Origin of the sequence: Mucilaginibacter sp. PAMB04274 (assembly GCF_039634385.2) — a bacterium.
Lineage (GTDB): Bacteria > Bacteroidota > Bacteroidia > Sphingobacteriales > Sphingobacteriaceae > Mucilaginibacter.
On record NZ_CP155081.2, the window covers coordinates 363,282 to 377,371 of the forward strand.

General features: G+C 44.7%; 10 protein-coding genes. 7 read left to right on the forward strand and 3 right to left on the reverse strand.

What is annotated here, in order from left to right:
• The first annotated feature begins 37 nt into the window (after window positions 1-37).
• From ABDD95_RS01625 to pafA, 6 genes are all read left to right on the forward strand, one after another.
• The gene (locus ABDD95_RS01625) at window positions 38-1,450 is read left to right on the forward strand and encodes a TolC family protein (RefSeq protein ID WP_345950161.1); all 1,413 of its coding nucleotides are present in this window, start codon (window positions 38-40) and stop codon (window positions 1,448-1,450) included.
• Window positions 1,451-1,601: 151 nt separating this feature from the next.
• Complete coding sequence (locus ABDD95_RS01630; RefSeq protein ID WP_345950162.1) at window positions 1,602-1,991, forward strand: helix-turn-helix domain-containing protein; 390 nt, start codon at window positions 1,602-1,604, stop codon at window positions 1,989-1,991.
• A 486-nt stretch (window positions 1,992-2,477) separates the two neighbouring features.
• Window positions 2,478-4,841, forward strand: coding sequence for a TonB-dependent receptor (locus ABDD95_RS01635; protein ID WP_345950163.1), 2,364 nt, complete (start codon window positions 2,478-2,480; stop codon window positions 4,839-4,841).
• A gap of 38 nt (window positions 4,842-4,879) precedes the next feature.
• Window positions 4,880-7,303, forward strand: coding sequence for a TonB-dependent receptor (locus ABDD95_RS01640; RefSeq protein ID WP_345950164.1), 2,424 nt, complete (start codon window positions 4,880-4,882; stop codon window positions 7,301-7,303).
• Window positions 7,304-7,325: 22 nt separating this feature from the next.
• Window positions 7,326-8,516 (forward strand): PepSY-associated TM helix domain-containing protein, encoded by a 1,191-nt coding sequence (locus ABDD95_RS01645; protein WP_345950165.1) that lies wholly within the window; start codon window positions 7,326-7,328, stop codon window positions 8,514-8,516.
• 92 nt (window positions 8,517-8,608) lie between these two features.
• Complete coding sequence (gene pafA / locus ABDD95_RS01650) at window positions 8,609-10,264, forward strand: alkaline phosphatase PafA (RefSeq protein WP_345950166.1); 1,656 nt, start codon at window positions 8,609-8,611, stop codon at window positions 10,262-10,264.
• Between the two features lie 80 nt (window positions 10,265-10,344).
• On the opposite strand, the gene ABDD95_RS01655 is transcribed toward pafA, so the two are convergent.
• The gene (locus ABDD95_RS01655; RefSeq protein ID WP_345950167.1) at window positions 10,345-11,193 is read right to left on the reverse strand and encodes a hypothetical protein; all 849 of its coding nucleotides are present in this window, start codon (window positions 11,191-11,193) and stop codon (window positions 10,345-10,347) included.
• 116 nt (window positions 11,194-11,309) lie between these two features.
• Between ABDD95_RS01655 and ABDD95_RS01660 the strand changes: the two genes are divergently transcribed.
• Window positions 11,310-11,879, forward strand: a complete 570-nt coding sequence (locus tag ABDD95_RS01660) for a thiamine pyrophosphokinase (RefSeq protein ID WP_345950168.1) — start codon at window positions 11,310-11,312, stop codon at window positions 11,877-11,879.
• A gap of 81 nt (window positions 11,880-11,960) precedes the next feature.
• Here the strand turns inward: ABDD95_RS01660 and ABDD95_RS01665 are convergent, their stop codons facing one another.
• The gene (locus ABDD95_RS01665; protein WP_345950169.1) at window positions 11,961-12,713 is read right to left on the reverse strand and encodes a LytTR family transcriptional regulator DNA-binding domain-containing protein; all 753 of its coding nucleotides are present in this window, start codon (window positions 12,711-12,713) and stop codon (window positions 11,961-11,963) included.
• Window positions 12,714-12,738: 25 nt separating this feature from the next.
• Window positions 12,739-13,803, reverse strand: a complete 1,065-nt coding sequence (locus ABDD95_RS01670) for a histidine kinase (protein ID WP_345950170.1) — start codon at window positions 13,801-13,803, stop codon at window positions 12,739-12,741.
• Between the last annotated feature and the right edge of the window lie 287 nt (window positions 13,804-14,090).

The following is a 14,090-nucleotide window of genomic DNA, read 5'->3' on the forward strand; positions in this document are numbered from 1 at the left end:
TCGGGGAGGGTTTGGGAGGGGCTCTTAATGAACCATCATGAAAAAGCACATAAACGGATACCTTTTTGCAGCGTTGCTGCTGGTGCTGAGCGCCTGTAAGGTATCTAAGGATGTGCAGGTGCCTAATCAGCAACTGCCCACTTCCTACCGCTCAGCCACAGTAACCGATACAGCTTCCATAGCCCGGTTGCCCTGGAAAAGTTTCTTCACCGAAACTACCCTGCAAAACCTTATCGATAGCGCTATAACCCGCAACAACGATTTGCAGATAGCAGTTAAAAATATCGAAGCAGCAGAGCTCACCTATAAACAATCCAAACTGGGTTATCTGCCCGCCGTAGGCGTAAATGTTACGGCTACCACCAACCGCCCGTCAGACAATAGCTTGAACGGACTAAGCCTGAACCAATTTCTGGGCAGCAAACACATTGAGGACTATACCGCTGCGGCTAACATATCATGGGAGGCCGACATTTGGGGTAAGATCCGCAGTCGTAAGGCTGCAGCTTTAGCTTCATATCTGCAAACCGAAGAGGCGCGCAAAGCCATACAGACTCAAATTGTGGCCAGCGTATCGCAAGGATATTATAACTTGCTTATGCTGGATGCACAGTTGGCCGTAGCCCGCAAAAATCTGCGGTTAAATGACAGTACTTTACGTATTGTTCGCCTGCAGTTTAACGCAGGCCAGGTAACCTCATTAGCCGTACAACAAACCGAGGCGCAGCAACTGGCCGCAGCACGTTTAATACCGCAATTTGAGCAGGACATCACCATTCAGGAGAATGCTTTGAGTATACTGGCCGGTAAATTACCTGCCGCTGTAATTCGCAGCCAAACCCTGGATGCCGTTCCGGTATCACCGGTATTATCGGCAGGTTTGCCATCAACCCTGCTAAGCCTGCGCCCTGATGTGCGCAGCGCCGAACTGGATGTGGCGCGCACCAATGCAGAGGTTGGCGTTACCAAAGCACAGCTGTATCCATCATTAACCATAACTGCGCAGGGTGGTGTAAACTCATTCAGGGCCAGCAATTGGTTTAATATACCGGCCTCGCTGTTTGGTACGGTGGCAGGTGGCTTAACTCAGCCGCTGTTTCAGCGCGGGCAATTGAAAACACAATACGAACTGGCCAGGGTAGAACGCGAAAAATCGATCATTCAATTCCGTCAGCAGGTATTGGTTGCTGTGGGTGAAGTATCTGACGCCTTAGTGCGTTTAGATAAACTAAACCAGCAACAAGCCATAATAGCTAACCGGGCACAAACCCTGCGCCAGGCTACCGGTAACGCGAGCCTGCTGTTTAAAAACGGGATGGCTAACTACCTGGAAGTAATAACTGCACAAAGCAATGTACTGCAAAGCGAACTGGAACTGGCTGCCATTAAAAAGGCGCAGCTTGATGCTACTGTCGATCTGTACCGCTCTGTTGGGGGCGGTTGGAGATAACCTTGCGTTGTAAATAGTGATAGTAGAGAGAGGGGACCTGCGAGTAATCGGGGTCCCTTTATTTTTAGGCAGTAACGGAGTTGCTTGTTTATAAAAGTTAACCATCTTATATTTACTATCCTAAAGATACTAATACCTTTAAGCTAATTTAATGGAAGAAATAACTGAAACACGCCTGCCAAACCGACTTGCCCGTGAGGTGTGCCAAGCCAGCGTGGGTGCCGTAAGGGATGCGCTTTATGTGCTGAGCGGCAAATGGAAACTGCCCTTAATTTTAGCGCTTTCTGAAGGCCCTCTGAGGTTTAAGGATATACAGCGCGCCTTAGGCGATATTACGCCCAAAATACTTTCTAAAGAATTAAAGGACCTCGAAATGAATGAGTTTGTGATACGGAGGGTTTATGATACTACGCCGGTTACGGTTACTTATGAAATTACACCCTACAGCCGGTCATTAGATAAGGTGCTTTCTGAGCTAAGACTATGGGGAATGCAACACCGCGAGCGTATAATAAGCAGTCGACGCCAACAGCCTGCATAACTGTCATCAGGTTACACAAAACAGTGTAGCTGTAAAGAAAAAGTAAGCGTTTTAACGCTTAAACGCGGATTGTAGGTGCGGTTAAAGGTGTTGTAGATTATTACCCTAAATTTGCATCGCCTCAAAAAGCAACCCCCCTGGATTGCGCTATACTTATAACCGCTCAAGGTTAGCAGTCCATCCGGGCACGATGCTGCCCCACACTTTTAACAGTACAGTTGCGGCGCTGATATTACCGCTTAAACTTTCCCTAATTTCGGGCGATAGAGAAATCTTATTCGGTTAGTAGCGTTAGCCAGGCTTAAGAAAATAGCCATGTCGCCAGCTTATAAATAAATAGCCTCCCTCAGCTTAAAATGTATAAGTGTAGCTCACGCCATCAAAATCACACCTTTCCAGCCTTTTATTTAGAATAATTAAAAATAAGTTTGCTTTTTGATGACTTGTTTATATTTTTGGGCGTTATTTATAATAAGTCTAAATAAAATGAGTCAACGCCGTCAAACCTTAGTCTTTACCTTACTTTTCTTTCTGTTAGCTTCGGCCACAGCTTTTGGGCAAAACCGCGGAACCATCAAAGGCAAAGTTTATACTTCTGATAATAAGCCGGCCGATAATGTATCCGTTAACCTGAAGGGAACACGTTACGGCAGTATGACCAACGAGAACGGGGAGTATACTTTTAAGGCCCCGGCGGCATCTTATACCCTGTCGGTATCAGCCATCGGTTTATTACCTGCCGAGAAAGATGTAACCGTTGTTGCCGGTAAATCGGTTACAGTCGATTTTATGTTACAGCAAAATGCACAGCAGCTAACCGAAGTAGCAATTAAAGCCAAAACAAAAAAATATAAGGTAGATAATCCATCACCTACACTGCGCCTTAACGAGCCATTACTGGAGGTGCCGCAAAACATCCAGGTAGTTACAGCCGATCAGTTGAAAGATCAGGTGGTATTTACCATGCTCGAAGGTGCATCGCGCAATGTAAGCGGTTTAACCATGCAGGAGCACTGGGGTAATTACGCCCGCATTAACGCCCGTGGCGATAGGTTGGCGCCTTTTCGTAACGGAATGAACATCGAAGCCACCTGGGGGCCATTGAACGAAGATATGTCGTTTGTTGACCGTATTGAGTTTGTTAAAGGTCCGGCTGGTTTTATGCTGGCCAACGGTAATCCGTCCGGCTTTTATAATGTAGTTACCAAAAAGCCTACGGATGTAAACCGCCAGTCGTTTGATTTTACGGCAGGCAGCTTTAACACTTACCGGGCCACTGCCGATTTTGATGGCAAAATAACCAGCAACGGTAAACTGCAATATCGCTTAAACCTGATGGGGCAGCTATCAGAATCTTGGCGCCCTTATGATTTTACCAATCGTATGGCTATTGCACCGGTACTGCGCTATAAATTCAGCGATAAAACCATGCTGACCGCTGAGTATACTTACCAGCGCCAGCGCATGAATGCCTTTGGTACGGCTTACCTGTTTTCTACAAATGGTTATGAAAGCTTGTCGCGCAACTTCACCCTTGCGCCCGAAAATTCGCCGGCATCAGACATATACGATCATAGCGCTTTCTTAAACTTTGAGCACAAGTTTAACGATAAGTGGAAATTTACGGCGCAGGCAGCATATTTTAATTACAAGCAAAATGCTTACAGCTACTGGATAAATTATATACAAAACAATGGCGACCTTGACCGCAGCCTGGGCCTGTGGGATGCCAGCAACCGTAACAAATTTGCACAAGCCTTTGTAAACGGCGAAGTTAAAACGGGCACTGTGGTACACCGCATTTTGGGCGGGTTGGATTTTGGCGACAAATTTTACGTAGCCGATTACTTCCAGTCGGGCTCGCTTGATCCCGTTACGCCGTTTAACATAAATCACCCTAACAACGGCGCAGTTGCAATGCCAGCTTTTGACCGCACTAAGCCGCTTAGCGAGCGCGGTGCAGGTGCTACCAGTATGCAGCATTACCAATCGGTTTATGTGCAGGATGAACTAGGCTTTTTAAATCAGAAACTGCGCTTAACACTGGCTGGCCGCTTTACCCATGTTACGGCAGTTGAAGCTGGTGCTAACGACAGAAAAATAACACCACGTGTTGGCTTAAGCTATTCTGTTAATGATGCCACTGCAGTATATGGTGTGTATGATCAGGCGTTTTTGCCGCAAACTGGTAATCTTGTTGGCGGAGGGAGCCCTGACCCTATTACAGGAAACAACCTTGAAGGCGGTATAAAACGCGATTGGTTCAACGGCAAATGGAGTACCTCGGTCTCGGTATATCAAATCACCAAAAACAACCAGTTAGTAGGGGATCCTAACAACCCAACCAGCGGACTGGTAGTACAACTGGGCCAAACCAAAACGCACGGCGTTGAGTTTGACGCCCGCGGCGAAATTGTAAGCGGCCTTAGCTTAATGGCCAACTATGCCTATACTAATTCTGAAATATCAAAAGATACCGACCCTGCCAATGTGGGTACTCCGGTACCCGGCTTTGCCAAACATGTTACCAATGCCTGGTTAAGCTACCGCGTACAAACAGGCTCTTTAAAGGGTTTGGGCTTATCGGCCGGTTACCAGTGGCAGCTTAACCGTATACCCTGGAGCCTGGGCGCAGGCACAGCTGATCTGCCCAACTACTTCCGCCTTGACGCTGCTGCATCCTACCAGATCAAAAAGTTAAGCTTTGCGGTAAACGTAAACAATATACTAAACACGTACCTGTACTCGGGCGGTAGCGAAAATTATTTAAGCCCAACCGGCAGCAGGGTTTACACCTGGCAGGCCGAGGCCCCGGCCGTAGTACGTGCCTCTATTGGTTACAGATTTTAACATTTAAGTTCCTTTTTATATATCAACCCCCTTAATTAATGAATAAGCTATATACCAAATTACTTTTTACATTCATTTTAGTAGCTTTTGGTACGGCTGCAACCTTTGCGCAGCAAAACCGTGGCACTATAAAAGGTAAAATTTTAACATCCGATAACAAACCGGCCGATAATGTGTCAGTGGGCCTTCAAGGTACTAAGTATGGTACCATAACTTCTGATCATGGCGAATATAGCTTTAAGGCACCGTCTGGTTCATATACCTTGGTAGTATCATACGTTGGTATAAAACCTATTGAAACACAAGTTAATGTTACGGCCGGTCAAACCGTAACTGTGCCAACTGTTACCATTAGCAGTAATATGGCGCAGTTAGACGCGGTAAATATTACCTCAAATAAAATTAACAGGCTGGCCGCGCGTAAAAGCCCTTATGTGGCTAAGATGCCGTTGAGTAATCTCGAAAATCCGCAGGTTTTCAGCAGTGTTTCTAAAGAACTGCTGGCCGAGCAAATTACAACCAACTTTAACGATGCGCTAAAAAACACACCGGGGCTTGATAAGCTTTGGTCATCAACAGGCAGGGCAGGTGATGGCGCGGCATATTATACCTTACGTGGATTTACTATACAACCCTCGCTGATTGATGGTATTGCCGGCCTAACCAACGGCGACCTGGATCCATCCAACATTGAAAGGATAGAGGTTATAAAAGGTCCGTCGGGTACGCTTTTTGGCGGTGCGTTAACCAACTTTGGCGGTTTAATCAACGTGGTAACTAAACGGCCAATTGATACGCTGGGTGGCAATATATCTTACTCAACCGGTAATTTTAGCCTGAGCCGTTTGCAGGCCGATGTATATGGTCCGCTGGATAAGAGCCAGAAACTGCTGGGCCGTGTAAATGCAGCATATCATTATCAAAATAGTTTTCAGGATGTAGGTTTCCGTAAATCATTCTTTGTAGCACCATCATTAGAGTTTCGTGCCAATGACAAGCTTACGCTGAACTTGAATGCTGAGTTTTACAATTACGAAGGCACTAACCCGCTAATGGTTTTCCTGAACCGCAGCAGGCAGCTCATTGCCCGTACACCGGCCGAACTTAACTTTGATTTTAAACGCTCATACACCGCCAATGATATTACCATTAAAACGCCTACTGTAAACGTACGCGGTGTGGCCACCTATAAGATGTCAGATCAGTGGACGTCGCAAACCAGCCTGTCACGCAGCTATCGTAAAACTGATGGTATTAACCAATATGTGATGTACATTGGCGCCAGTGATACTTTGCTAAACCGTTATGCCAGTATTCAGAACTCAACCAGTACGGTGGTTGATGTGCAGCAGAACTTTAATGGCGATTTTAAGATAGGCGGCTTACGCAACCGTATAGTAGTGGGTTTGGATTTCCTGAACCAGATTACGCATAACAACAATGCTCCATATATCCTGTTCGATCAGGTTAATTCCTCGCGTAACGATCTGCGGTATGCAAATATCAACCAGTCATCAATAGTAACCCGCATTGGCGCCAGCACAGCTGGGTACACCAAGAACCGCACCATCAGCAACGTTTACAGTGCCTATGCATCAGATGTTTTAAATGTAACCGACCGCTTGCTGGCCATGCTCAGCTTACGGGTAGACCGCTTTGATAACGACGGAACTTATAACCTGGCTACCAACCTTACAACAGGAGATTATAAGCAAACTGCCGTATCGCCAAAATTCGGGCTGGTTTACCAGCTGGTAAAAGATCAGGTTTCCCTTTTTGGTAACTACATGAATGGTTTCCGTAACGTGGCTCCGGTAACACAGCCCCTGCCTGATGTTTCGGGCGTATTTAAACCACAGCAGGCCAACCAGATTGAAGGCGGTGTAAAGGTGAATACTTTTAGAAACCGCTTAACCTTTACTGCAAGCTACTACGATATATCGGTTAAGAACATGACCCGTACCGAGCAAGTGGTACGGGGAACCCAAAGCTATAATATTACCGTACAAAATGGCACCCAAAAAAGTAAAGGCCTTGAGCTTGACATCATTGCCAACCCTGTTGACGGGTTGAACCTGGTTGCCGGTTACAGTCATAATACCAGCAAGCTAACCGATGCCGATCCAACTGTACAAGGCCGCAGGCCGGTGAGTGCTGGTCCGGCCGATCTGGCTAACCTTTGGATTAGCTACACGCAGCCAACCGGTAAATTAAGCGGCTTTGGTGTAGGCTTTGGCGGTAATTATGCTGGTAAAAACATTATTGCCAATGATACCCGCATAGGTGAGTTTACCTTGCCATCGTATACCGTATTGAATAGCACTATATTTTACAATGCCCGCCAGTACCGCTTAGGTATTAAGGTAGATAATTTAACTAATAAAGAATATTTTAAAGGATGGACAACCGTGGAGCCACAAATGCCTCGCAGCGTAGTAGCCAACCTGACGTTTAAATTTTAACAGCACCTTAAACGCTTAACATATGACTGCTTTTAAAAAAGCTGTGCTATTTGTTCACCGCTGGCTCGGATTTGTATCCGGGCTTGTGGTGTTTATAGTGAGCATTACCGGTTGTTTATTCTGTTTTCAGGACGAGATACAGGATGCTATGTATGATTACCGAAAAGTAGCGGTAAGTAATGCGCCTTACCTTAAGCCTACGGCTCTGCAGCAGGCCGCTTTAAAGCAGTTCCCTAAAGGTAAGGCGGGTATGGTGGCCTACATGGGTGCAGATCGGTCGGCACAGGTTCGCTTAACGGATGAAAAGAAGGCGCAGCACTTCATGTACTTCAATCCTTACACCGGTAAGTATTTGTCTGACGAAAACCCACGCACCAACTTTTTTATCATAGTAGAATTTATACATCTGTATCTGCTCCTCCCTCCTAAAATTGGCAAAGTGGTGGTAGGTGTGGCGGTGCTTATTTTTGTAACGCTAATGATTACCGGCATTGTGCTGTGGTGGCCTAAGCGCAAATCAGACCGCAAACGCAGCTTTACCGTAAAATGGAATGGTCGCTGGCGGCGTGTTAATTATGACCTTCATAATGTGCTGGGCTTTTATTCTACCGCTATAGCGCTCATATTAGCCATAACGGGCCTGTCCATGAGTTTTGAGTGGATGGAGAAAGGCATATACAAAGCCGGTAATCTGGGTAAAAGCTATGCTGCCGAGTTAAAAGAATTTAAATCAGACTCGCTTAACAAAGGAAACGTTGCACCAGAACCTATTATAGACAAAGCCTATGCTTACATACGCAAACAATCACCCAAAGCCTTGATGTATATGCTGTATGAAGGCGCCGGGGCAGATGGGGCACTGCATGCCACCGCGTATGCGCAATCGCTCAAATATGCTTTTAATGATTATTACACCTTTGATAAGTACACTGGCAAACTGCTCAATTACATGCCCCATGCTAAAAAAAGCACCGGCATGAAACTGAACAATATGAACTACGACATACACGTAGGTCAGATAGCTGGCTTGCCGGGCAAGATAATTGCTTTTATAGCCAGTTTGATTTGTGCCAGCCTGCCCATTACCGGGTTAATAATCTATTTGGGCAAACGCAAGAAGCCAAAGGCTAAACGCCTGCGCCAGGTAACACATCACAAATCACAGCGACATTTGCAAGTGGTTACTGGTAAAAAGGCAGTTGGCGGGGCATAAACTGATCTTAATATTCTTAAAATCATAACAAAAAAATCACATAGTGTTTTATTTTCATTGTTGATATTTGAACCTTACAAATACAGGCTATAATGATAATAAAACGTTTGCTGTTGGCCGCTCTGGCCATAGCTCCTTTAATAAGCACTGCACAAAAAGCTAAAACCTCTGCCGCTGCAACTGCTGGCGTAGCCCGCCCCAAATTAGTTGTAGGGATTGTAGTAGATCAAATGCGCTGGGATTACCTGTACCGCTTTGCCGATCGCTACCAGGCCGGTGGCTTTAAGCGCATGCTGGGCGAAGGTTTTACCTGCGAAAATACACATATCGATTATCTACCAACCGAAACTGGTCCGGGTCATAGCTGTATTTATACAGGTTCCGTACCGGCCATACATGGCATAGCAGCCAATAACTTTTATATACAGGCCACCGGCCGCAACATGTATTGCGCCGAGGATACTACCGTGCAAAGTGTGGGTACAACCTCTCCGGCCGGCATCATGTCGCCCCGTAACCTGCAGGCCAGCACTATTACTGATGAGCTGAAGCTGGCAACCAACTTCCGTTCAAAGGTTATTGGCATTGCGCTGAAAGATCGTGGCAGCATATTGCCTGCCGGCCATACGCCTGATGGCGCTTACTGGTTTGATGATGTTAGCGGTAACTTTATAACCAGCACTTATTACTTTAAAAACTTACCGGCATGGGTGCAAAAGTTTAATGAGCAAAAATTGGTTGGTACATACCTAACCAAGCCCTGGACAACACTTTACCCCATAGACACCTACAAGCAAAGCACTGCCGATAATGTGCCGTATGAAACGCCGTACAGAAGCGAAACAACGCCTACTTTTCCGCATAATTTGCCTGCCATTAAGGGAGCCGATTACGGTGCCATCCGCAGCACGCCGTTTGGTAACACCCTAACGCTAGATTTTGCCCGGGCCGCGTTAGATGCCGAGCAATTGGGCCGCGGTACGCAAACCGACTTTTTGGCGGTGAGCTTATCATCAACCGATTATGTAGGTCACCAGTTTGGGCCAAATTCTATTGAGGCCGAAGATGTGTACCTGCGTTTAGACCGCGACCTGGCTGCATTTTTTACTTACCTGGATGCCAAAGTAGGCAAAGGTGATTATACGGTATTCCTCTCGGCCGATCATGGCGCAGCGCATAACAGCACTTTCCTGAAAGATCATAATATCCCGACCGGCTTATTTGATGGTAGTGTGGCTATACGCGAGTTAAACCGCATGATAGAAGAACAGTACAAAGTTAAACGTGCGGTATTGGGGGTTGATAACTATCAGGTTAATTTTAACAACATAGCTATTACTAACAGCAAAGCTGATTTTGATAAAATAAAGCAAGACTGCATTAACTGGTTACGTAAGCAGGAAGGAGTATTGTATGCGGCAGATATGCAGAACATAGCCCAAGCCGGCATACCGGAAGAGCTGAAGGAGCGCATGGTTAACGGCTATAATGCCGAACGTAGCGGTGCCATACAACTTATACTGAAACCGGGCTGGTATGCGGGCCGCAACAAAACGGGCACCTCACATGGGGTTAGTTCACCTTATGATACGCATATACCGCTGGTATTTATGGGCTGGGGTGTAAAACATGGTGCTCTCAATAGAGATACGCATATGACAGATATATCGGCCACGCTGGCTGCTTTACTACATATCCAAATGCCGAGCGGTTGTATTGGTAAAGTGATACCGGAGGTATTAAAATAATTTTATAGAAGGGAATAGGTTAGTCGACTTATTCCCTTCTTACTTTTTGAACGAGCTTTTTTTGGGGCCGTAGCGTTTACCTAACGCTTAAAGAAGTTTTTAATCTTCTTGAAAATGTCTTCCTTACGGGGTTTGGGTTGGCCGTCGTGCGTTAGTTGGTTTTGATAGTGATGCAGTAATTGAGCGGCATAGGCCTGTTGTTCAGCTCCGGCCTGCTGTAGCGGTTTTATATAAGGAAGTACGTTATCCTGTAACATGCTATTGCCCGATACGGTATGGTACTCGCTCCTCATTATTTGCACCTGGTTTTGATTAATAGCCTGCTGGCCGTTCTGTGCAAAGTAATCGATATGGTATATCTGCGGATCGAGCTTTTTGAGGCGCTTGGTGCCTTTGCGCTCGTTGCGCCAGGGATGCTCACCCTTGTGCAATTGCTGAATCAGGGATTCCTTTTCCCAAACCGTAACCTGGTGCGACATTAAATAGCCTGATGTTTTATTGTCGAGCAGCGCTATATTAAAACCTTCTATATAATAAGGTGTAGGATGCGTTTTGTAAATATCGGCGCTATCTAACTTTACTTGTTGCCATTGGTTATGGGCCATTAATGCAAATAGCTCATTAAAAAAGCTGCTGCTTACCGGCCGGTTCAACCACATATCTTCCTGAAAGTAGATAATATACTTTTCGGTGATTACATTTTGCAGCAGGTGGCGCAGCCTGTCGGCCCACTCGCCCCGGCCCGATTTGATGTTGGCAAAGTGGGGCAAACTTACGCTCACTTCCTCTGTAGCAAAATAGTAGTTACACTGCGTGTCGAAATCCCAGTTTTGGTTAAAAAAATAACTAAACCCATCATACAGAAAACGGTAACGGTCACAGGTGTGCACCAGTAGCGCTACGTTATGTTGGGTGTAGTTATTATTCATTGTACCTTTGGCGCTAGCGGAGTTAAAGTTGTTTGTAAACACATATACCAGCTAAGCCGGTTTGTGTTTACAAACATAGTATTTGCCTGGTAAAGGCGTTTAGTCAAAAACAAAATATGTCATCACACCATATCGTACGCGAAAAGCAGGAGCCGGCTCTATTGATAGTAGGCTTAAGCACCTTTACCGATGAGGAACTGGGCCAGTTGTTAGAGTGGAGCCCCACCGTGATAGCCACACTGCCCGTAGCCGAACAGCTGGCTGTGTATGGCATTAAAATAGATTATATTGTTAGTGATGAGGTAAGCGGCGACTTGCAATCAGATGTACAATATATCCATACCAACGGCCAGTCCTGGTTGCAGGCCGCTTTCCATTTCCTGGTAACAAAAGGCTATCCTGCTGTTAATGTTGTAGCCGACGAGTTAGACCTTCGCGTCTATGAAAGCTATGTTGCCCAAATTAACGTGGTCATCTTCTATAAGCACCAAAAAATTTATGCCATAACTTCTGGTTTTCGCAAATGGAAACCTGCAGGCGAAACGGTTACCCTATTAACGGTTGATACGCCTGTAAGTACGGAAGGCCTTCAGCAATTATCAGCGCAGGCTTACCAAACCCAGGCCGACGGCTTTATTAGCTTGACGTTTGATGCGCCCAGTATTTTTATAGCTGAGGTGTATTAGCCTTGAGCACCTAAAGCTAAAATGCACAATCAACGGCGTGTTTTTGGATATCAACTCTTGACTATATGTTCTGAAATTGATTTAAATATCAAACCTGTTGCGCAACATTTCTCCGTTTGAGCGGCTGGAGGTAAGTTTGCTGCCTGTGGCGTTATTCATTACAAAAACCATTGCGCCGTTAAACCCCTTGCGTATCTCCTTAATATGATCGGTGTTAATAATAGAACTACGGTGAATGCGTACAAAGCGTTCGGGTAGTTTTTCTTCCAACCCGGTAATGGTAAAATCGGTAAGGTGCTTTTTGCCATCACTGGTATGCAAAAAAACGTATTTGTCTTCGGCCTCTATATAAATAATGTCATCCAGCTTAATAAGCAGTATCTTATCACCTATTTTTACGGTAAGTGTTTTAATGTCTTTTTTAACAAAAAGCTGCTGCATTAAGGCTTCTAACGGCAGGGCGGGGGCGGGCTGCTGCATAGTTTGCCTTAGCTTTTTAACCGTTTTTTCCAGGCGTTCGGTTTCAATAGGTTTCAGCAGGTAATCTATCGAGTCTTCCTCAAATGCCTTAATGGCATACTGATCGTAAGCAGTAGTAAAAATAACCTTGGGTTGGTGCTGCAAGCGGCTCAGCATTTCAAAGCCATTAAGCAATGGCATTTCAATATCTAAAAATATCAGCTCAGGCTTTAACTCGTCAACTTGCTCCAGGCCGTCAGCACCGTTTACGGCCTCGCCAATAATTTCAAACTCTTCAAAAGGTTTAAGCAGTCGTTTCAGGCGCTGGCGTGCCAGTTGTTCATCATCTATAATTAAGGTTTTCCAGGTTTTCATATACAAGTTAAAAAAGGACGGTTAATTAAATAATAGGCAAGCTTAAAAAAATGTGCTTCCTCGGGGTGTTAATGAGCTGCATTTCATAACCTTCACCATAGAGTAGGTTGAGCTTGTCATAAGTACTTTGCATGCCATAGCCCATGTTCAGTTCGTCTGGAAAGGGCGGGCCGTTGTCTACCACTTCTATAATCAGTTTATTGTTTTGCTGTTTGAGGTTTACCTCGAGTATGCCGTTTTTGGCAGTATGGTTAAGTCCGTGTTTAAGGGCATTCTCCACCAGTGGCTGGATCAGAAAGCGAGGTATACGTTTATCAAGTAAATTGTTATCAATGCTCGAATTAAAGCTAATGCGATCGCCAAAGCGTACCTTTTCAATATCCAGGTAGGTATTTACAATTTCCATTTCATCTTTCACTAAAGCCATGTTCTCCTGCTGCGAATTAATGCTGTACCTAAAAAGCTTGGATAGTTTAAGTGTCATGTCCTCGGCTTTATCGGCATCCTCATGTATAAGGCTGGCTATAGAGTTAAGTGAGTTGTATAAAAAATGCGGATTGATTTTAGATTGCAGTGTTTGCAGTTCAGCCTGTGTTTTTAATTGCTTAAGGCGCGCCAGATCCAACTCCTTTTCTTTAATCTGTGCATTCATAGTGGCTTTTTGGGCCATATAAAAATAAATAATGGTGCCTACAATGAGCACAACGATGAAGGTGAACTTGTAATCGTTAAAATGAGCAAGCGGAACGTACTTCAGGTGAAAAATGAGCGATACGAAGAAATAAGAAAGCTCCACACCGATAAACATACCCAACAGATTGCATACATAGTATACCAGGATGAATTGCCACAGATTAACCTTTTTTTTAGGTTTAAGGAAGCGTTGGTACAAGTACACACTGTTGGTTATGCTTAGGGTAATAACAATGCTAAACATAATGGTCATCAGTATATCCTTGGTGGCCATTATTCTTTCCCTAAACACAGATTGCACTGCACATAAACACAGCCCTACAATAACTCCTATAGCAGCATTGTTGCGGTTAAGCTTTAAGAAGGAGCCGCTATAATAACTGTAATCACCTTTCATATAGGCAAATCTGCCAAAAACAATTTAAAAGTGTAACTAAAGTTAGATGGATGGTTAAGATAGTTGGATGAACGGTTAAGATGAAAAAAGAGTAAAAAGTTTTAAGAAATTCTTCGAAACTGGAAATTCGCGTCAATTTCGCTTGTATTTTAATTATATTTTGTATGTTTTGTTATAAATTGGGTTAATTAATAACAGTTATTGCAAAATATTTAAGTGTTTCTTACAAAAAGACAAAAAAATAGTAGATTTTAATTGGGTTTTTGTGTTAATAGTTCTACATTGTT

Bases quoted from the DNA above. Each gene is read 5' to 3' on its own strand.
- ABDD95_RS01625 (WP_345950161.1), top strand. From the start codon at position 38: ATGAAAAAGCACATAAACGGATACCTTTTTGCAGCGTTGCTGCTGGTG.
- ABDD95_RS01630 (WP_345950162.1), top strand. From the start codon at position 1,602: ATGGAAGAAATAACTGAAACACGCCTGCCAAACCGACTTGCCCGTGAG.
- ABDD95_RS01635 (WP_345950163.1), top strand. From the start codon at position 2,478: ATGAGTCAACGCCGTCAAACCTTAGTCTTTACCTTACTTTTCTTTCTG.
- ABDD95_RS01640 (WP_345950164.1), top strand. From the start codon at position 4,880: ATGAATAAGCTATATACCAAATTACTTTTTACATTCATTTTAGTAGCT.
- ABDD95_RS01645 (WP_345950165.1), top strand. From the start codon at position 7,326: ATGACTGCTTTTAAAAAAGCTGTGCTATTTGTTCACCGCTGGCTCGGA.
- pafA (WP_345950166.1), top strand. From the start codon at position 8,609: ATGATAATAAAACGTTTGCTGTTGGCCGCTCTGGCCATAGCTCCTTTA.
- ABDD95_RS01655 (WP_345950167.1), bottom strand. From the start codon at position 11,193: ATGAATAATAACTACACCCAACATAACGTAGCGCTACTGGTGCACACC.
- ABDD95_RS01660 (WP_345950168.1), top strand. From the start codon at position 11,310: ATGTCATCACACCATATCGTACGCGAAAAGCAGGAGCCGGCTCTATTG.
- ABDD95_RS01665 (WP_345950169.1), bottom strand. From the start codon at position 12,713: ATGAAAACCTGGAAAACCTTAATTATAGATGATGAACAACTGGCACGC.
- ABDD95_RS01670 (WP_345950170.1), bottom strand. From the start codon at position 13,803: ATGAAAGGTGATTACAGTTATTATAGCGGCTCCTTCTTAAAGCTTAAC.